This window comes from Rhizobium sp. P28RR-XV, assembly GCF_012641385.1.
In the GTDB taxonomy this organism is placed as follows: Bacteria; Pseudomonadota; Alphaproteobacteria; order Rhizobiales; family Rhizobiaceae; genus Rhizobium.
In genome coordinates this window covers 24,534-43,258 of record NZ_JABAIG010000002.1, presented here as the reverse complement: position 1 = coordinate 43,258, position 18,725 = coordinate 24,534, and the positions used below count along the sequence as shown (strand labels likewise).

Annotated in this window: 15 protein-coding genes and 1 pseudogene; 9 read left to right on the top strand and 7 right to left on the bottom strand. The window is 59.3% G+C overall.

Annotated features, from left to right (window positions below; translation table 11 throughout):
- Positions 1-96: 96 nt before the first annotated feature.
- The 4 genes and pseudogenes from HGP12_RS03820 to HGP12_RS03805 all read right to left on the bottom strand — a co-directional run.
- Positions 97-684, bottom strand: a pseudogene (locus tag HGP12_RS03820) (HugZ family protein); the annotation flags it as partial.
- Positions 685-720: 36 nt separating this feature from the next.
- Positions 721-1,770, bottom strand: coding sequence for a choline ABC transporter ATP-binding protein (gene choV, locus HGP12_RS03815; protein WP_168838540.1), 1,050 nt, complete (start codon positions 1,768-1,770; stop codon positions 721-723).
- The gene (gene choW / locus HGP12_RS03810) at positions 1,767-2,612 is read right to left on the bottom strand and encodes a choline ABC transporter permease subunit (protein ID WP_168838541.1); all 846 of its coding nucleotides are present in this window, start codon (positions 2,610-2,612) and stop codon (positions 1,767-1,769) included. The genes choV and choW overlap by 4 nt, the downstream gene beginning before the upstream one ends.
- Before the next feature lie 180 nt (positions 2,613-2,792).
- The gene (locus HGP12_RS03805) at positions 2,793-3,749 is read right to left on the bottom strand and encodes a choline ABC transporter substrate-binding protein (protein ID WP_168838542.1); all 957 of its coding nucleotides are present in this window, start codon (positions 3,747-3,749) and stop codon (positions 2,793-2,795) included.
- 232 nt (positions 3,750-3,981) lie between these two features.
- On the opposite strand from HGP12_RS03805, the gene HGP12_RS03800 reads away from it, so the two are divergent.
- The 4 genes from HGP12_RS03800 (at position 3,982) to HGP12_RS03785 (ending at position 7,518) form a co-directional block, all read left to right on the top strand.
- On the top strand, positions 3,982-4,563 hold the full coding sequence (locus HGP12_RS03800; RefSeq protein WP_168838543.1) for a thymidine kinase: 582 nt from the start codon (positions 3,982-3,984) through the stop codon (positions 4,561-4,563).
- 54 nt (positions 4,564-4,617) lie between these two features.
- Complete coding sequence (locus HGP12_RS03795; protein ID WP_168838544.1) at positions 4,618-5,004, top strand: c-type cytochrome; 387 nt, start codon at positions 4,618-4,620, stop codon at positions 5,002-5,004.
- Positions 5,005-5,163: 159 nt separating this feature from the next.
- Complete coding sequence (locus HGP12_RS03790; protein ID WP_168838545.1) at positions 5,164-6,186, top strand: hypothetical protein; 1,023 nt, start codon at positions 5,164-5,166, stop codon at positions 6,184-6,186.
- Positions 6,187-6,384: 198 nt separating this feature from the next.
- Entirely contained in the window at positions 6,385-7,518 is a 1,134-nt protein-coding gene (locus tag HGP12_RS03785) for a DUF2333 family protein (RefSeq protein ID WP_168838546.1), read from the top strand.
- 89 nt (positions 7,519-7,607) lie between these two features.
- On the opposite strand, the gene HGP12_RS03780 is transcribed toward HGP12_RS03785, so the two are convergent.
- Positions 7,608-8,339, bottom strand: a complete 732-nt coding sequence (locus HGP12_RS03780) for a LuxR C-terminal-related transcriptional regulator (RefSeq protein WP_168838605.1) — start codon at positions 8,337-8,339, stop codon at positions 7,608-7,610.
- Between the two features lie 588 nt (positions 8,340-8,927).
- Here HGP12_RS03780 and HGP12_RS03775 point away from each other — a divergent pair.
- The gene (locus HGP12_RS03775) at positions 8,928-9,875 is read left to right on the top strand and encodes a hypothetical protein (protein ID WP_168838547.1); all 948 of its coding nucleotides are present in this window, start codon (positions 8,928-8,930) and stop codon (positions 9,873-9,875) included.
- A gap of 15 nt (positions 9,876-9,890) precedes the next feature.
- Here the strand turns inward: HGP12_RS03775 and HGP12_RS03770 are convergent, their stop codons facing one another.
- The gene (locus HGP12_RS03770; protein ID WP_168838548.1) at positions 9,891-10,400 is read right to left on the bottom strand and encodes a TIGR00645 family protein; all 510 of its coding nucleotides are present in this window, start codon (positions 10,398-10,400) and stop codon (positions 9,891-9,893) included.
- Between the two features lie 167 nt (positions 10,401-10,567).
- Between HGP12_RS03770 and HGP12_RS03765 the strand changes: the two genes are divergently transcribed.
- Positions 10,568-12,247, top strand: a complete 1,680-nt coding sequence (locus HGP12_RS03765; RefSeq protein ID WP_168838549.1) for a formate--tetrahydrofolate ligase — start codon at positions 10,568-10,570, stop codon at positions 12,245-12,247.
- Positions 12,248-12,424: 177 nt separating this feature from the next.
- Positions 12,425-13,270 carry a methyltransferase domain-containing protein gene (locus tag HGP12_RS03760; protein ID WP_312862852.1) on the top strand — a complete coding sequence of 282 codons (846 nt, stop codon included), beginning with the start codon at positions 12,425-12,427 and terminating at the stop codon, positions 13,268-13,270.
- 163 nt (positions 13,271-13,433) lie between these two features.
- Here HGP12_RS03760 and HGP12_RS03755 read toward each other — a convergent pair whose 3' ends face one another.
- Positions 13,434-14,276 (bottom strand): extensin family protein, encoded by an 843-nt coding sequence (locus HGP12_RS03755; RefSeq protein WP_168838550.1) that lies wholly within the window; start codon positions 14,274-14,276, stop codon positions 13,434-13,436.
- A 274-nt stretch (positions 14,277-14,550) separates the two neighbouring features.
- On the opposite strand from HGP12_RS03755, the gene HGP12_RS03750 reads away from it, so the two are divergent.
- Positions 14,551-16,776: a TonB-dependent hemoglobin/transferrin/lactoferrin family receptor gene (locus HGP12_RS03750; protein WP_168878679.1), complete on the top strand. Its 2,226-nt coding sequence runs from the start codon at positions 14,551-14,553 to the stop codon at positions 16,774-16,776.
- 419 nt (positions 16,777-17,195) lie between these two features.
- Entirely contained in the window at positions 17,196-18,719 is a 1,524-nt protein-coding gene (locus HGP12_RS03745; RefSeq protein WP_168838552.1) for an ABC-F family ATP-binding cassette domain-containing protein, read from the top strand.
- Positions 18,720-18,725: the final 6 nt, after the last annotated feature.

The following is an 18,725-nucleotide window of genomic DNA, read 5'->3' as shown; positions in this document are numbered from 1 at the left end:
CGCTTGATATGCCCTACACGGCCTGAATTAGCCCAAAATAGGTCGATTATTGGCGTTCCCGACTGCAAATATGCCAACTTTGGTCAAACAGGGCTGTATCCTACCAATAATGGTCGACGCCGCGTCGGAGTGGCCGCCTACTAATTCTCGCACTATTGTATGATTTTATGGCCGGCCGATTTTGCTTTCGGTTTGAGGCATCGTCAGGTCTCTTGATGACAAAATATATGCCTTCCCGAAGCCGCCGTTCAGGCTGGCGTCAAGCGGAACGAGGCGGAAGAAGCAGAAATCCGGAAAGTCGATATAGAGCTTGGACTTCGGGTGACGATCGAGAAAGCCACCTCGAATGCGTTCATGCGCTTCGCTTTGCCGGTCGATGCGCTGTGCGTTGCATCGCACGGTCAAGCGAGGATGGGCGAGGGGATCACCCTTGCCGGCTTCACCGAAAAGCATCGAAGCACGCGGGTCCTTCCCCAGGGCCTTGGTATGCGCGGAAAGGCCGGAGACGAGAATGACCGGAACGCCGTCGGTATCCATCGCAATCAGAACGCGGCTTACTGAAGGAAAGCCGTTTTCAGGGTCGATGACGGCCAGCGCCGCATGCGCGGCCGTATGCATGAGGTCGCGCGCCTGTTTGCGCGCTTCCTCGTCCGTTTCCCTGATCACTGAGGGCTTATCGTTCATGAACTGCTCCGTGAATTGGGGAGCAGCCGTGAACGGCTACTCCTTACGCCGGTGGCTGGTGAGACCGGCCACCACATCTTGCGCCGAGATCGTTCCGATAATCGTGCCGTTGTCAACGACGCCGATATTGCCCGGCTGGCGCGTCAGGGCGTCGAGGATATCGACGAGCGGCGTGGCGGCGGTTGCCGTGGCGGTGACGGAGCCGGCGTTGGCGGAATGGCCGACGCCTTGCTGCATGACATCGCGTGCCGTCAGCATGCTGATCGGGTTCATATGCTGCACGAAATCGGCAACATACTGATCGGCCGGATTCTTGACGATCTCCTGCGGCGTACCGCACTGGATAATGTGTCCGCTTTCCATGATGGCGATGCGGTTACCGATGCGGAATGCCTCGTCCAGATCGTGGCTGACGAACAGGATGGTGCGTTTCAGGCGGCGCTGGAATTCCAGAAGCTCGTCCTGCAGGCGGGTACGGATCAAGGGGTCGAGCGCGGAGAACGGCTCGTCCATGAGCAGGATCGGTGCGCCGGTCGCAAAGGCGCGGGCGAGACCGACGCGCTGCTGCATGCCGCCTGAAAGCTCGTTCACCTTGCGATTGGCCCATTGCGCGAGATTGACGAGCTGAAGCTGTTCGTCGACGCGCTTCTTGCGCTCAGCGTCCGGCACGCCGGCAAGCTCGAGGCCGAAGCCGACATTGTCGGCGACCGTGCGCCAGGGCAGAAGCGCGAACTGCTGGAATACCATGGAGACGGTATGCATGCGCAGATCGCGCAGCGCCTTGGGGCTGCAGGTGTAAGGGTTGATCGGACCGTTCTTGGTGTTGACGACGACATCGCCGCGCACGACCGGCGCAAGGCCGTTGACGGCGCGCAGCAGGGTCGATTTCCCCGAGCCCGAGAGACCCATGAGCACGAGAATTTCGCCTTCCTCGATCTCCAGCGAGGCGTTGGCGACGCCGAGCACCATGCCCGTTGTCTTGCCGATCTCATCGCGGGATTTACCTGCGTCGACGAGTTTCAGCGCGGCGTCGGGGCGATCGCCGAAGATGATGCTGACATTCTTGAAGCCGACAGCGACGGTCATGAGCGATCTCCTTCGCCGGGGGCACGGAACATGCGGTCGAGAATGATCGCCAGAATGACGATGCAGGCGCCGGAATCGAAGCTTTTTGCAACGTTAACGCTGTTCAGCGCGCGCAGAACCGGCACACCAAGGCCGGGAGCGCCGACGAGAGCCGCGATCGACACCATCGAGAGCGACAGCATGATGGTCTGTGTCAGGCCGGCCATGATCTGCGGCGTGGCGAAGGGCAGCTCGACCTTGCGAAGCACCTGCCGCGGCGTCGCGCCGAAGGATTCGGCCGCTTCCACCAGAGAAGGCGGTGTGGAAATGATGCCGAGACGCGTCATGCGGATCGGAGCGGGAATGGCGAAGACGACGGTGGCGACCAGACCCGGCACCATGCCGAGGCCGAGCAGGATCATTGCCGGCACCAGATAGACGAAGGTCGGGATGGTCTGCATCAGATCAAGGATCGGGCGCATGAAAGCATAGAGCCAGGGGCGCCGCGCCGCTGCAATGCCGAGAGGCACGCCGACGAGCATGCTGACGAAGGTGGAGGCCAGCACCAGCGCGAGCGTTTCGGTCGTTTCCTTCCAGTAACCCTGGTTGATGGTAATGAGCAGGCCGATGAATGTCAGGGCCGTGACCGCAACGCTGCGGCGCATCCAATAGGCAATGACGGCGAAGACGACGACGACGATCAGCGGGTGCGGTTTCTGCAGCAGGAACAGCATCGCGTTGATCACATGCGCGACGACGAAGGAAAGACCGTCGAAGAACCATGTGACGTTGGTCGTCAGCCAATCGACGACGGCTTTGGCCCACGGCCCGATGGGAATGCGGTAATCGGTTAACCAGTTCACGTCTTTGCCCACGTTTGGGGCGGCGTTTCCGATTGTTACTTAGGATGCCGGAGGTGCCGCCGAAGAATACGGTCTGTCACGCCACACGGGCCGTTGTCCGGGCGGTGGCGGGACGCGAAAGCAAGCAGTCCATGCAAGGAAGAGAAAGGGGCGGTTTAGCCGCCCCTCCGTCCACCCATGTTACAAGCCAAGCTTGGCCTTTACCGCCGCCGGGCCGTCACCGCCGTCCTTGGTGGTGACGCCGGCAAGCCACGGCGTGACCGCCGCCGGATTGGCCTTCAGCCATTCCGTGGCAGCCACTTCCGGATCCTTGCCGTCATTCAGGATCTTGCCCATGATTTCGTTTTCCATCGGCAGCGAGAAGACGAGATTCTTGACGAAGGCGCCGACGTTCGGGCATTCCTGCAGGTAGCCGGCCCGGACGTTGGTATAGACGGTTGCGCCGCCGAAATTCGGTCCGAAGACATCGTCCCCGCCGGTAAGATAGGTCATCTTGTAGGTGGTGTTCATCGGATGCGGCGCCCAGCCGAGGAAAACGATCGGCTTGCCTTCCTTGTCGGCACGCGAGACCTGGGCAAGCATGCCCTGCTCGGAGGATTCGACCACTTCGAAGCCCTTGAGGCCGAAGGTGTTCTTGTCAAGCATGTCGATAACCAGGCGGTTGCCGTCATTGCCCGGCTCGATGCCGTAGATCTTGCCGTCAAGGTCATCCTTATGGGCGGCGATGTCCTTGAAGTCCTTGATGCCGAGCGCGGCACCCTTTTCGTTGGTCGCCAGCGTGTACTTGGCGCCTTCCAGATTGGCGCGGACGGTTTCGACCGACTTGTCCGCGGCGAACGGCTTGATGTTCTCGGCCATGGAGGGCATCCAGTTGCCGAGGAAGACATCGATGTCCTTGTTCTTGAGGGATTGATAGGTCACCGGCACGGCGAGCACCTTGACGTCGGTGTCGTAGCCAAGCGCCTTCAGGAGGACGGAGGCGGTAGCCGTGGTGGAGGTGATGTCGGTCCAGCCCACATCGGCGAAATGCACGGTGCTACAGCTTGCCGGCTCAGCGGCCGCCGCGGGCGTGGCGCCCAATGTCAGTGTGGAAAGGGCTGATGCGAAAGCGAATACAGTAAGGGTCTTTTTTATCATTGCGTGACTCCCAGTCTAACGTTCCCAAGCAACCATCAATAACCGACATTTTCAAGCGACCACAGTGTATTTGCGGCGGTTTAAGGGGGCTGATTGCGACGCCTGCCTTTTTCCGCCCGATCGTTTTCAGAGCATTTGCCGTAAACCCACCGCTCCTGAATCCTGTGGTTTTTGCCGTGGATATCTTTTCTTATCATCTCGCAGCACCCATGAAGCATTCAAGGAGAATGTCATGGCCAAGCTCTATTTCCATTATTCGACGATGAATGCAGGCAAATCGACCATGCTGCTGCAGGCGGCCTACAACTATCAGGAGCGCGGCATGCGCACCGCCGCCTTCATCGCAGCTCTCGACGATCGCGCCGGCCGCGGCACGATCGCCTCCCGCATCGGCCTGACGATGGATGCCATACCCTTCGAGATCGGCGACGATCTTTATGCGCTGGTCGGCGAAATGCATGCGAGCGAGCCTCTGAATTGCGTCTTCGTCGATGAAGCCCAGTTCCTGACGCGCGAGCAGGTATGGCAGCTCGCCCATATCGTCGATCGCCTCGGCCTGCCGGTCATGGCCTACGGGTTGCGCACGGACTTCCACGGACGCTTGTTTCCAGGGTCGCAGGAGCTGTTGGCCATCGCGGACGAATTGCGCGAGGTGCGGACGATTTGCCATTGCGGCCGCAAGGCGACGATGGTGGTGCGGCTGGATGCCGCCGGCGAGGTCGTGCGCGAAGGCGCGCAGATCGAGATCGGCGGCAGCGACAAATATGTTTCGCTCTGCCGACATCATTGGGAAGAGGCGATCATCTGCGAGTGACGGCATTTCGCTGCGTGGCCGGTGGGAAGAGTTGGAATTCGATCGGGAGGGACGATGAAACTGCTTTGCGTGGCGCCGGCCGTCATCATGCTTGTCGCCGCGTCTTCGGCGCTTGCTGACGGAGGTGCGGTTGCGGGTGCCATCGTTTTCAGGAAATGCGGCGCCTGTCATACGGCGACCGCGCCTGAAAATCGCATCGGCCCTTCCTTGATGGGCGTTGTCGGCCGGCCCGTCGCAAGTGCGCCCGACTATGCCTATTCGCCGGCGATGAAGGCGTTCGGCGCCGATGGCAAGGTCTGGGACGAGGCCCTGTTGCGGAAATACCTGCCGGGGCCGCAATTCCTGGTCAAGGGTACCCGGATGACGTTTCCGGGCCTCAAGAGCGACAGGGATCTCGACAATCTCATCACCTATCTGAAGAATCCCGCGGCTGCGCAATAGCGTTTTCTTCACAGCCGGAAGCGCTTAAAGCGCGGCGCGAGCTTTCAGGTTCGCTCCGTGCGCTTTAAGCTCCCGGTTTTTGCATGTCGTTATCGCAAAACCGCTACACACTTTTGCGCGACATGCTTTAGTCTCACTCCAAAGGCAGGAGAGAGATGCATGGTCAGGCCTCATTCCTTCGATGGCATGCTCGACAAGGCAAGCGCGACACTCGATGATGCCATCAATGGCGTAAACGCGGCCGTCGCGACGCTGGCCGGCCACGCGAAGGGCGAGGGGCGCAGCGCCGCCATCAACTTTCCCATGGAGGAAGTGCTGGTGCGCGAGGCCGTCGAGCTGCTCGACCGCTGGAAATCGCTCGCACTTTCGTTGGTGAAGGAGCTCGATCGCGCAACGCAAGAGGCCGATCTGCAGCATCGACGATTGTTTGACGAGAAGATCGGCCTTGAAGATGCGAGCCTGCTCGCGAGGAGGATGGCGCGCGGGCCTGCGAAGCCTCAGGCTATCATCACCGATCTCGAAGCGGTTCTGGATGTTTCGGCCGAACTCGATCTCCTCTTCAAACAGGCTAGGCCCGCCTTGTCGCGATGCTTTCATGATTGCGAGCTCCATCTCGAAGGCTTGATCGAGCACCGGCGGAAACTCGATTTCGATATTGAGGAAGTCCAGCGCCGAGCCGATGCCCTGACGGCAAAACTCACGTATCAGCGGCGTAATCGTCCCTCATCGCGCCATGCCGATTTGCAATCCGATCTGGAGACGGATTATGGCGATCTGCTTGCCGAGCAGGAGGATATTCGGCGGCAGGAGGCCGGGCTTCAGTCGGATCGAACGGCAGGCCAGCGCCTGATCGACATCTATGAGGGCATGGCTGCCTCCTTGAATGTCCAGGTTGCCGCCGTCAGCGCCATGACAGCCAAATCGGCCGTCGATATCGAGCAACGGATCGCCCTGCTCAAGGCATTGGCGTCAAATGCGGATGGCCCTGCGGTCGTGGCTGCGCGAACGGCCGCGGTCGAGAACTTGATCCAGGCCTTCGAGGCAAACGTGCTGGCCGGGCATGACCTAGCTGCGCGCAAGGCGCATGCCGATGCCGTGTTCACGAGACGGCTGGAACCTCGACCGCTGCCCGTGGCCGAGGATGCGGGTGAAACTGCCGGCGACGCGCAACCGGAGAGATGAATTCCGGCCAGCATCGAAAATTCGGCGCAGACGGTTGTTGTTTTTCTCAAGAACACATATTTGCTGGAACGCGAATGGCGATAAGGCCTATCCTATGAAAATCGAAAGGGATTTTCGGAAGGGCCGGTGCGCAGGTTCAGTGTGGTGCGTCCTTCGCGTGTGGGCAGGATGCGCGGTTGCGGTTTAGGAGGCGTGTCCATGCTTGACTCGATCACGGCGTTCTTGAAGCGGATCTGGGCCGCCATCATACGATGGCTGGGCTTGGTTTTCGTCGGGCTCGCATGGCCGTTTCTTGCCGCGCGCGGCTGGTATCGCCACAGCAACTGGCTGATCAAGCTGCCGGTCATCGCTTTCGTGACGCTGCTGGCGGTGCTTTACATCTATTTCATCTGGCAGACGCAGATCTGGTCCGGGTTCAATCCGGTCTATCCCGACGTCTACAAGTTCTCCGAACGCAAATTCTCCGCCGGAGAAGAGTTGCCGGCGGCGCAAGGGCAGCAGGCTGCGGCGTCAAAGGCCTGCCAGACCTCGGCAGTCGTGGATGTCGCCGCGGATCTTACCGATTTCAACGTCAACCAGAATGCCTGGATCTCCTCGATGCTGCTTTACAAGCTCGGGTTCTTCAGCATTTCATGGGACGACACGCCTTTCCTCGACAACAAGGCGTCCTTTCAAAGAGGCATAAACTCGGTGGTTCGCCGCACCTCGGCGGAATTGGTCGACACGATCGGCCGCGTGCGCGGGACCTCCGGCATCAACGGCGACCTGCAGAAGGCCCGCGGCAACCTGCAGTTCGACGAATCGAGCTGGTATTTCGGTCTGCATCCGTTCGGGCCGAAGACGCCAACCCCGAGCTATTATCGCGCCGCGATCACCAACCTGCGCAGCTTCAATACTGATCTCAGCAACTGCAAGGCGGTTTTCGATGGACGCGCGGACAATCTCCTGCAGTTTCTCGACCATGTCGCTGGCGACCTTGGCAGCACGGCAAATATATTGGCGGACCGGTCGCAAAACTACAGCTACGGCTGGTTCGACATGCGCGCGGACGATCGGTTCTGGTTTGCCTATGGCCAGCTTTATGCCAATTACGGCATTCTGAGCGCGGCCGGCGCGGATTTTCAGCAGGTGATCGCCGAGCGCAATGTCGGCAGGCTCTGGAACGACACGCTCGGGATGCTGCAGACGGCACTCCGCATTCAGCCGATGATCATCTCCAACGGCCGCGAGGACAGCTCGTTCATGCCAAGCCACCTTGCGACGATGGGCTTTCACATCCTGCGGGTGCGTTCCAATCTCGTCGAAATCCGCACGGTTTTGGGTGGCCGCTGAGTGCCAGCCGGGCATTCGCCGTGATGCATAGGGAATGCGTCAAAACGAGAAGGTGGAGCGCTTTCGCTATTCGAAGAAAGCGAAATGCTCTAGCTGATCAACTTGAGGCGGATGGCCTTGGCGACCAGCTGCGTGCGATTGACGCAATCGAGCTTCTTGATCGCGTTCATCATATAGGCGTTGACCGTATGGTCGGAGAGGGAAAGGATCTGCCCGATTTCGACCGAGGTCTTGCCCTGGGCCGTCCAGCGAACGACTTCGAGTTCGCGGGCCGAGAGCGAATGCGGCACGGCGCTATCGCTGCGCTTCAGGCAATTATAGGAATCCAGCGCCTGCAGCATGATCAGGGTGAGCTCGTTGATTTCGCTCTGACCGAGACTGTTGCGATTGCCCATGAACCAGAAGAGAAGACGCTGTCCATCCGGTGAATTGACCGGGACGATTACGCTCGTCGGGCAATTGTGGTTGATCAAAAGCGTATGGAGCTCGCGCGGAAGATCGCTGTCGAGCTCGATGTCCTTTTCCAACAGATGCCAGGAGCGCGGCAACACCGAGTCCCGCGTGCGCAGCAGCATTGGGCAGCGCCGCACCAGCTGCTGTCGATCGAAATCACGCACGAATTGCGCCGGCACGGTGCCTTCGATCAGCAGCGGCGTCATCATCGTATCGTCGGGAACCGGGGCATTCATGAAAGCCATATAGCTGAAGCCGAAAGCCAACCCCGCCTGCTCCAGCGCCAGCGCAAACGCTGTTTGTGTCCGAGCGGAAGCGAGCTCGGCAGAAAGCAGCAATTGTCTCTCGGCGGTGATGATATAGGACATATAGGTTGAAGCGCCCACAGCGTGTTATCGTTATCAAATACCGGATTTATGAGTGAATGCTAGACGCAAAAATATCACAGGACCAGAAATAATTTCATTTTCATATATTTTAATATTCAGACATGTAGATTTACATAAATCTTCGCCCAAAACGGGCATTAAACGCAAAAAATGCCGTTCAGCTGGTCTTATTACGACGGCGCTGTACATATGCCGATGCCGCAGTGTCAAGGACGGAGCGCTGAGGAGGGCATGGGGATAGCAAAAATCTATCTGAATCGACGCTTCGGGTGCCACGATGGCAACCGTCTGAGGGTTGCGATTTGATACAGGAGGTGGCGTCCTGCAGCGCGATAGTTGCCGCCTTAAGTGTTGCGACAGATGGAAGAGCAAATTGAGATGGTGCCTGCACAACATGCACGCATGGCCGTCTGCTTTCATCTCGCAGCCGTTCTCCAGCGGGCGGCTCTCGCCACGCAAGACTGATCGTTTCGGCAAATGATGCGGCATTGCGCCGGCACGCCTTGCGAAGGCCCAAAGCGGTTGCTATCGGTCTTGCCAAAGCAATCGCTTCCAGGCGTGTACCTCATGGATTTTCGTTTTTTCCCGCAGCTTGCGGTGCGGTGTTGCCGAACGGTGTTGTGGTTTATCACGGCCGTTTCGCTTCTGCTCGTTGCGCCCGCCTTTGCCGAAGCAGGCGTCGCCGGTGGCACGCCGATGCGCTTCCTGCTTGTCCATGGCGAAATGGGTCAATGCCGCGCCGACAACACGTGTCCGGACTGGATCTCCGCCGAGGGGCAGATCATGTCCGACACGCCGAGAAAGCTGCAGAAGTTCCTGAAGCAGCTCGGCAATCGGCAATTGCCGATCGTCGTCAGTTCGCCGGGCGGCGATGTCAAGGCGGCGATGGAGATGGCGCGCACCATCCGCAAACAGAAGCTTTCGATCGCCGTCGGCCGCACCCGCTCGCGGGCATGCCCCTATGCCGAGCCGATCTGCCCGGCAGCCTTTGCCGCGGACGGCTCGATCAAGGGACAGGCCTTTTCCGCGGGCGCGATCTGCTTTTCGGCTTGCCCGCTGTTTTTGGCGGGCGGTGTCCAGCGTGTTTCCAGTCCCTTGGCATTGCTGGGCGTTCACCAGATCACCACGACCTACAGCGAAGTGCGCGTCCAATATCGCACCGAATATGAAATGGTGGATGGCAAGCGCAAGGTGCTTTCCAAGAAGGAGATCGGGCGAAAATTCGTCGGCAAATACGACACGACGAAGCTCGACAAGGCGCAGCGGGCGCGGCTGGTCCGCTTCCTCGACAAGATGGGCGTCGACAAGGGACTGGTCGATGTGATGCTTGGAACCGATCCGAGCGGAATTCATCTGATGTCGCAGATGGAGGCGCTGAGACTGAAGCTGACGACGGAGCTTGCCGATGCGGACGCGCTGGTTTCCGCACGCAACTGCAAGGACGGGCAATCGATCTCCGATTGTGCCGCACCGCCGCCGCCGATGACCAGCGCCTCGGCCATGGCCGGCAAATAGGCGCGGTTTCCAGCGTCAGGCGTCCTTGGCTTTGGCTTTCGCCATGATCTTTTCCAGGAAGCCCAAAAGTAGCGCCGAGATGACAAATGCCAGATGGATGATCGTGAACCACATCAGCTTGGCATTGTCGTATTGAGTGGCGTTCAGGAAAATCTGCAGCAGATGGATCGAAGAAATGGCGACGATCGAGGAGGCAACCTTGATCTTGAGGCTGCCTGAATCGAGCTTGCCAAGGAAGGAAACCTCGTCTTCGGCTTCGTCGAAACGGCTGACGAAGTTCTCGTAGCCGGAAATCATCACCATGACGATCAGGCTCGCCACCAGGGCGGCGTCGATAAGGCCGAGGATCGCCAGGATCATGTCGGCTTCGTCATAGGCCAGCACGTTGATCGCCACCTTGTAGAACTTATAGGCAAATGACACGGCGTAGACGGCGAGCGAGGCGGCAAGGCCGAGATAGAAGACCACGAGAAGCCAGCGACTGGAGAGAATGATGCGCTCGACCAGCAATTCCAGGGACTTCATATCTTTTCCTTCTTTCTCGATTCGCATTTGGAAGCCGAAAATAAGCACGTCCCTGTCGCGCGACAAGGCGGAGTGTTTCGCAGAAGACAGTCAGCAGTTGCTATTCACACTTGATACTTATTGGTTTATCCCGACAAGGAAATGACCGTGTGTTTGGGGCGAATCTAATGGCGGCGGTGGCATCGGATATCGAAATCGCTCGTGCGGCGAAGAAACTGCCGATTATCGAGATTGGCGCCAAGCTCGGCATTCCCGCGGAAGATCTCGCGCCCTACGGCTACGACAAGGCCAAAATCGGTGCCGGGTTCATCGCGGCGCAAGCCGACAAGAAGGATGGCAAGCTGATCCTTGTCACGGCGATCAATCCAACGCCCGCGGGCGAAGGAAAGACCACCACGACGGTCGGCCTTGGCGACGGCCTCAACCGTATCGGCAAGAGGGCTGTCGTCTGCGTGCGCGAGGCATCGCTCGGCCCCTGCTTCGGCGTGAAGGGCGGGGCGGCCGGCGGCGGTTACGCGCAGGTCATTCCGATGGAAGACATCAATCTCCACTTCACTGGCGATTTCCATGCGGTCACTTCGGCCCATAATCTGCTCGCGGCGCTGATCGACAACCACATCTATTGGGGCAACGAGCAGAATATCGATATTCGGCGCATCACCTGGCGGCGTGCGATGGATATGAACGACCGCGCATTGCGCGATATCGTCTCCTCGCTCGGTGGCGTCGCCAACGGCTTTCCGCGGGAAGGCGGCTTCGACATCACGGTTGCTTCGGAAGTCATGGCGATCCTCTGTCTTTCCTCGGATCTCAAGGATCTGGAAAAGCGGCTCGGCAACATCATCATCGGTTATCGCCGCGACCGGACCCCCGTCTATGCCCGCGATCTGAAGGCCGACGGCGCGATGGCCGTGCTTCTGAAGGATGCGATGCAGCCGAACCTCGTCCAGACGCTGGAGAATAATCCGGCGCTGGTTCATGGCGGCCCCTTTGCCAACATCGCCCATGGCTGCAATTCGGTGATCGCCACGCGCACGGCGTTGAAGCTTGCCGATTATGTGGTGACGGAAGCCGGCTTTGGCGCCGATCTCGGCGCTGAGAAATTCTTCGACATCAAATGCCGAAAGGCCGGCCTCTCGCCAGCCGCAGCCGTTATCGTCGCGACCGTGCGGGCGCTGAAGATGAATGGCGGCATCAAGAAGGACGATCTCGGCAAGGAGAATGTCGATGCCCTCGTCAAGGGCTGCGCCAATCTCGGCCGGCACGTCGCCAATGTCCGCAAATTCGGCGTGCCTGTCGTCGTGGCCATCAATCATTTCGTCTCCGATACCGACGCCGAAATCGAGGCACTGAAGGATTATGTGGCGCGGCTCGGCGCCGAGGCGATCCTCTGCCGGCACTGGGCCGAGGGGTCGGCGGGGATCGTCGATCTCGCACACAAGGTGGTGGAGCTCGCCGAATCCGGCCAGGCAAAATTCCAGCCGCTCTATCCCGATAATCTTTCCCTGCTGGAGAAGATCGAGATCGTTGCCTCGAAGATCTATCATGCCGGCGAAGTCACGGCCGACAAATCCGTGCGCGATCAACTGCGATCCTGGGAGGACCAGGGTTATGGACACCTGCCGGTCTGCATGGCGAAGACGCAATATTCCTTCACGACCGATCCGAACGTTCGCGGCGCGCCGGAGGGGCACATCGTGCCCGTTCGCGAAGTGCGGCTCTCAGCCGGTGCTGGCTTCGTCGTCGTCATCACCGGCGAGATCATGACCATGCCAGGCCTGCCGAAATCACCGTCGGCCGAAAGAATTTTCCTCAATGATCACGGCTACATCGAGGGACTGTTTTAAGTTCAGAATCCGCTTCAAGTGATGTCGTTTGAACTCAAGATCCCTGCCAGCCTGACATGATCTGCCGCGGATTCCCATGCCGTTCGAAGCAGAAAGGGCATCCATTCGCTTGACGCCACCGGCAACACGATCGACAACGGACATCGGCATCATCGGATACGAGAGCGGAGGCGGATCGTGACTGCAGATAGCCGTGCCAGCCTGGACGATATACGCGCTTTCCATGCGAGAATGATGGCAGCCGCCAGCCACTCGGCGGATGAAAGGCTGGAGCGCGCCTTTCGTCTGGTGCGACGCGAAGCCTTCATGGGGCCGGGACCCTGGGAGATCGTGGTCAACGGACGCTATATCGAAACGCCGAGCGACGACCCAACCTTTCTCTATCAGAATGTTTTGGTCTCCCTGGACAGATCGAAGGGCATCAACAACGGCGAGCCATTTCTCCATGCCGCCTTCTTGGGCGCCGTCGCACCCAAGCCCGGCGAAACCGTCGTTCAGATCGGGACGGGGACCGGGTACTACACCGCCATTCTCTCGACGCTGGTAACGCCGGGCGGTCATGTCCATGCCATCGAGATCGATGAAGCTTTAGCCGGCCGCACGCGCGACAATCTCGCCGCCTTTAAAGAGGTTTCCGTCGTCTGCGCCGACGCGACTTCGTTCGAGCTTCCTGATGCGGACCTGGTCTATGTGAGTGCCGGCGTGGTGGCGCCGCCGAAGTCATGGCTGCAGGCGTTGCGGCCCGGAGGCCGGCTCATCGTGCCCTGGCAGGCGAACGACAGGGTCGGGCTTGCCGTCCTGATCACGCGCGGAGATATCGGGTTCAGCGCTCACGTTTTGATGCCTGCTTATTTCATTCCATGCATCGGTGCATCGGATCCGGCGCAATCTATTAGAATCCCAAATCGAGGCCAGGCTCGATCCATCCAGTCCATCTGGCTGACCGAGGAGCATGCGCCCGATGAAACGGCCGTTGCGATCTACCGCGAGGTCTGGTTTTCGAATGCCGGCATTGGAGCATGATCGGCCCCGAATTTTAACGATGGTCGAACCATCGATTGATCGACGTGCTTTTAGAGCGTGATGCCGAAAAGTGTAGGCGGTTTTCGGACGACATCACGCTCCATTTCTTTGTTTCTAGAGCGGATTCAGATTTTAGGTCGAACAGACCTAAAATCATCCGGCTCTAGTGGCAGTAGCGAAAGCCGCCATTCCTTTCGATGACATCGAGATGGAAATGCGTTTCGTGCGCGGCGTCGCTCTCCGGGTCGAGGACAGTGGTGAAATAGAGGCAGGCGGAGGCACTGGCTGCGCGCTGGAACGCGCCCGTCAGCGTCGGATCTTCGCGCCGAGGCTCGATTGCGATGGTCTTGCCGTTTTCGAACGTGAAGCTTGCGACATCGATGGCATTGCCGCGGGCATGCTCCGAGATCTTGCCGGCGGAGGCATTGTTGCGCAGGCGACAGATATAGGTCGAAGCCTGATTGACGGTGACGATCTTGCCGTCGTCCAATGCGGCGGCTGATGGAATCACGCTCTCCTTCATCCATTGGGCCAGAGCCAGGGCCGCTTCGCAGCGCATCGTCCCTTGAGGCTTGAACTCGATCCCCGGCAACGGCGAAGCAAGCGAGATCGGCTTGTCGATGCCGCAGCCGTTGCCGTCGTCAATGCGGGGAATTTCCTTGAAGGCCGCTCCCATCGCGGTCAGTTCCTTCAGGCATGCCTGGTGTTCCTCGTCCGGTTCGGTGGCGACGGTCAGAGGTGGGCGAGGGGGACCTTGCATCTCGCCCGTCGTCTGCTCTTCTGGCTGGGTTACCGGTTTTTCCTCTGGTTCAACACTCGGCTTTTCCGCCGGAACGACGGGTTTGTCCGGAGATGTCACGGGCTTCTCTGCCGGGATTGGGGGCGCGCCGCTCGGCTCAGCCTGTTCCTGATCCGGTTTTTGTTCTGGTATCGGGCCGGTCTGGGGAAGAGAAGCGGCCATGAGCACGATGACGGCAGAGGTTAGTGAAATGGTTCTAAACAACATCAAGTAAATCAGCCAATTCTAATGATGGTGTCACTAGAACGCTTGAGGTCGCCATTTCGTTGCAATTCAGCAACGTTCGTCCTCTGTCTTTAAACATGATAATTTTATTCATGATTCCGTGGATGGGATATATTGACAATAATACTCATGTTTTTTATGCGGCAGAAAGAAGGCGGGATATTTCCGTCTCATTAACAAAACTGACCTAGCCAGCCCCTTGCCTGCCTCGACGCAGCAACCAGCCAGCCCGGTGAAGCCTTCGAAAGGAATGGTTATGGTTGTCCGGCGCTCCCGTTCGGCTCTTTTGGCATGCACTGCGTTTCTGGCTCTCGGGCTGGCGACGACATCTCTTGCGCAAACAGCAACACAGAATGATGAGGCGACGGGCGAGGCCGCCAAGGGCGATCGCGTTACCAACCTGAAACCGATCGTTGTGAAGGGGAAGGGCACGGCGAACAAGGATGTGCTTGCCGACTCCCCGACCGCCAGCGAGACGACGGCCAAGGAGATCGATGACAACCAGATCACGCGCATCGAGGATCTCGGCCGCAGCACGGAAGTCGGCGTCGGTTTCAACCGCACTACCGGCGGCGTCAATATTCGTGGTCTCGGCGACGACCGGGTGCTGACGACGGTCGACGGCATCCAGATTCCTTTTCTTCTCGATGCGTCTCGCGACTCTGATGGTGGTATTAACAGCTTCGATTTCAACGCGCTTTCAAGCGTTGACGTTGTGCGCGGTGCAGATTCGAGCCGGGCCGGTTCGGGGGCTCTCGGCGGCGCCTTCGTGCTGCGTACGCTGGAACCGGAAGATCTGATCACGCCCGGCTCCACCTGGGGTGGCGTCTTCAAGTTCGGTTATAATGGTGACGATCGGAGCGTCGGCGGTGCGGCCGCCGTTGCCAAGCGCATCGACAATACGGCCGTTCTCTTTCAGGGCGGCTACACTCACGGTCACGAGCTTGAGAACAATGGCGATGTCGGCGGCTATTCGACCAAGCGTAGCGAGGCTAACCCGGCCGACTACAATCAGAGAAGCGGCCTGTTCAAGATCCGCCAATATACCGACATCGGCACTTTCGGCATCACGGCCGAGCACTACAACAAGGATAAAGACACAGACCTGATGACCCTGCAAAGCCCGACCGGAAACTTCCGGCCCGGCAACTACGATGGGACAGACAATATCGAGCGCAATCGCCTGTCGCTCGATTATAAATATGAAGCCGATAGCGCCGATTCGCTGCTCGATACCGCCAATGCCGTTTTCTACTGGCAGAATCTTGTGCGCGAAACCGGTACCGCAGGTTATCGGTATACGTCCGTTATCGGCGACTATTCACGCCTTAACGAAATGGAAGACCGCAGCATCGGCTTTAGCGGCGATGCGTCGAAGTCTTTCGACACCGGCAGCCTGCATCACCAGGTCACGTTCGGTCTCGATGTCGCCTTCGACAAGGTACATCAGTATTCGGCCGGTAAGGATAGCTGCAGCAACCCGCGCTGGCGCGCTACTTGCGCATTCCTGCACACCAATCAGTCCGACATGCCCGATGTCGAGGGCAAGCGCGTCGGCGCCTTTATCGATGACAAGATCGAACTGGGCTCCAGCAATTTCTATCTGACGCCGGGCCTGCGCTTCGACTGGTATGACTATTCTCCGAAGAACACGGCCGCCTATCGCGATAGCGCCAACTACAATGGGCTGCCGTCAGGTCAGTCCGACAGCCGTATCTCGCCGAAGCTGCGTGCTTCCTATCAGCCGCAGGACAATGTCGAGATCTATGCCCAGTGGGCGATGGCCTTCCGTGCACCCAACGTTAGCGAGCTCTACGTGAACTACGGTGTCCCCGGTGGCTATGTCAGCTACGGCAATCCCAATCTGAAGCCGGAAACCAGCAACGGCATCGAAATCGGCACCAACCTCGGTGATGACGATTTCGGCGGCCATGTCGGCGCCTTCTACAACAAGTACAAGAACTTCATCGACACGCTGAACTATCGCGATCCCACAGGCACCTATCCGCTCGGGATCACCGAATACTTCAACCGCGCCAACGTCCGCATGTTCGGCGTCGAGGTCAACGCACACAAGAAGTTCGACAACGGCATCCATATCAAGGGCGCACTTGCCTATGTGAACGGCAAGGATTCCGATACGGACCAGTGGATCAACTCCGTTGCTCCGGCAAAGGCTGCCTTCACGGTAGGCTACGCGACCGAAGTCTGGGGAACGGACCTGACCTTCATCACCGCGGCTCGCGAGGCGAAGAAGACGGGCGATACGCTGCAGACCCCTGCCTATGGCATCTTCGATCTCACAGCCTGGTGGGAGCCGGAGCAGGGCCTCAGCATTCGCGGCGGCGTCTACAACATCTTCAACAAGACCTACTACGATGCGCTGAACTCGCCTTCTTACAGTGTTTCGCAGACACAGCCTGCATCCTACTATTCCGAGCCCGGCCGGACCTTCAAGCTGACGCTGACGCAACGCTTCTAAGCCGTCTCATCGATGCAGCAAACTTGGGCGATGCTTCGGTATCGCCTCTTTTTTGCACCTGGCGTAACATCGGGAAAATTGCGTAATTGTAAATCGCAACGTTCGGTGTTATTCGAGGCTCGCAGTCTTTCACCCGCCAAGAGAAAAGAGAGGAGGACCATATGACCAAGATAGTCTGGCATATTCGCCAGTTCGGTCCGACTCGTGCCCTGCAGATGCGTTTGCAGGGCTGATCAGAGGCTGTTACTCACTCATTCCTTCTGGTCTGCCCTTTGGGCGACGTGAGCCGCGCATTTGCGCGGCCGCGTCATGACATGTTTTCGAGCATTGGCCCGCTTGTGGCCATCGACATCGGCGTAGCGCGGCAAAAGGAGCCGTCGGCGATGTCACGGGATGCTCGATAGAGACCGGAAGAGACCATGACTCTGATCAATCTCCGCAATCTGGGCGTCACCATGAGTGCGCCGCTGTTTTCCAATCTCAACGTCACCGTCGATGCCGGTGACCGTGTCGGCATCGTCGCCGCGAACGGGCGCGGAAAGACCACGCTGCTCAACTGCATAGCGGGCAGGCAGGAGCCGACATCGGGGAATATCACCCGCGCTCGCGGCCTCCGCGTCGGCTATGTCGAGCAGAATGTGCCGGCGGAACTGCTGGACGTTTCCTTCTACGATGCCGTCCTGCGCGCCTTGCCCAAGGACCTGGTTGAGAGCGAAAGCTGGCGCGTGGATGTCACCCTCGATTCCCTCGACGTACCTGCGGCGATGCGGGAGAGGACGCTTACCCGGCTTAGCGGCGGCTGGCAGCGGCTTGCCATGCTTGCCCGCGTCTGGGTGACCGAGCCGGACGTGCTGCTGCTGGACGAACCCACCAACCATCTCGATCTTGCCAAGATCGCGCTGCTGGAAGATTGGCTGAATGCCTTGCCGCGTGACGTGCCCGTCATCATCGCCAGTCATGACCGCGCTTTCCTCGATGCTGTCTGCAGCCGGACCCTGTTCCTGCGTCAAGACCAGTCGCAGGCCTATGCACTGCCATATAGCCGCGCGCGGGCGGCGCTGGACGAGGTCGATGCCTCGGATGAGCGCCGTTATCAGAAGGAGATGAAGACGGCGCAGCAACTGCGCAAGCAGGCGGCCAAGCTTTACAATCTTGGCGTCAACTCGGGCAGCGATCTGCTGACAGTCAAGACGAAGCAGTTAAAGGCGCGTGCCGAGAAGCTGGAGGACGGTGCAAAGCCGGGCTATCGCGAACGCTCCTCCGGCTCGATCAAGCTCGCCAATCGTGGCATCCAGGCCAAGGTACTTCTGACGCTGGAGGATGCCTCGGTGACGACGCCGGACGGCACGCTGCTGTTCAAAACCGGCCAGCAATGGATTTGCCAGGGCGACCGCATCGTGCTGCTCGGGCAGAACGGAGCCGGCAAGACGCGGTTCGTCGAGATGATCCTCAGGGCGATTGCCGATCCGTCCGCCGGCGGCGCGATCAAGCCGACGCCGTCCCTCGTGCTCGGTTACAGCGATCAGGCGCTCTCCAATCTCGGTCAGAAAGACACGCCGCTCGGGATGATCACGCGCCTGTTCGAGCTCGGCGAACAGCGCGCCCGCACCCTGCTGGCCGGTGTCGGTATCGGCATCGATATGCAGGGTCGGGAGATCGGCCGTCTGTCCGGCGGGCAGAAGGCGCGGCTTGCGATGCTGTTGCTGCGGCTGACCAATCCGAACTTCTACCTCCTGGACGAGCCGACAAACCATCTGGATATCGACGGCCAGGAAGCATTGGAGGGCGAGCTGACGGCGAACGAGGCAAGCTGCCTTCTCGTTTCGCACGATCGCAGTTTCGTGCGATCGGTCGGCAATCGCTTCTGGCTGATCGACCGGAAGCGGCTGGTCGAGGTGGACGGCCCCGAGGAGTTCTTCGAAGCCGCCAGAGCGCAAGAGTAGACGAGC

Bases quoted from the DNA above. Each gene is read 5' to 3' on its own strand.
- choV (WP_168838540.1), bottom strand. From the start codon at position 1,770: ATGACCGTCGCTGTCGGCTTCAAGAATGTCAGCATCATCTTCGGCGAT.
- HGP12_RS03805 (WP_168838542.1), bottom strand. From the start codon at position 3,749: ATGATAAAAAAGACCCTTACTGTATTCGCTTTCGCATCAGCCCTTTCC.
- HGP12_RS03800 (WP_168838543.1), top strand. From the start codon at position 3,982: ATGGCCAAGCTCTATTTCCATTATTCGACGATGAATGCAGGCAAATCG.
- HGP12_RS03795 (WP_168838544.1), top strand. From the start codon at position 4,618: ATGAAACTGCTTTGCGTGGCGCCGGCCGTCATCATGCTTGTCGCCGCG.
- HGP12_RS03790 (WP_168838545.1), top strand. From the start codon at position 5,164: ATGGTCAGGCCTCATTCCTTCGATGGCATGCTCGACAAGGCAAGCGCG.
- HGP12_RS03785 (WP_168838546.1), top strand. From the start codon at position 6,385: ATGCTTGACTCGATCACGGCGTTCTTGAAGCGGATCTGGGCCGCCATC.
- HGP12_RS03780 (WP_168838605.1), bottom strand. From the start codon at position 8,339: ATGTCCTATATCATCACCGCCGAGAGACAATTGCTGCTTTCTGCCGAG.
- HGP12_RS03775 (WP_168838547.1), top strand. From the start codon at position 8,928: ATGGATTTTCGTTTTTTCCCGCAGCTTGCGGTGCGGTGTTGCCGAACG.
- HGP12_RS03770 (WP_168838548.1), bottom strand. From the start codon at position 10,400: ATGAAGTCCCTGGAATTGCTGGTCGAGCGCATCATTCTCTCCAGTCGC.
- HGP12_RS03765 (WP_168838549.1), top strand. From the start codon at position 10,568: ATGGCGGCGGTGGCATCGGATATCGAAATCGCTCGTGCGGCGAAGAAA.
- HGP12_RS03755 (WP_168838550.1), bottom strand. From the start codon at position 14,276: ATGTTGTTTAGAACCATTTCACTAACCTCTGCCGTCATCGTGCTCATG.
- HGP12_RS03750 (WP_168878679.1), top strand. From the start codon at position 14,551: ATGGTTGTCCGGCGCTCCCGTTCGGCTCTTTTGGCATGCACTGCGTTT.
- HGP12_RS03745 (WP_168838552.1), top strand. From the start codon at position 17,196: ATGACTCTGATCAATCTCCGCAATCTGGGCGTCACCATGAGTGCGCCG.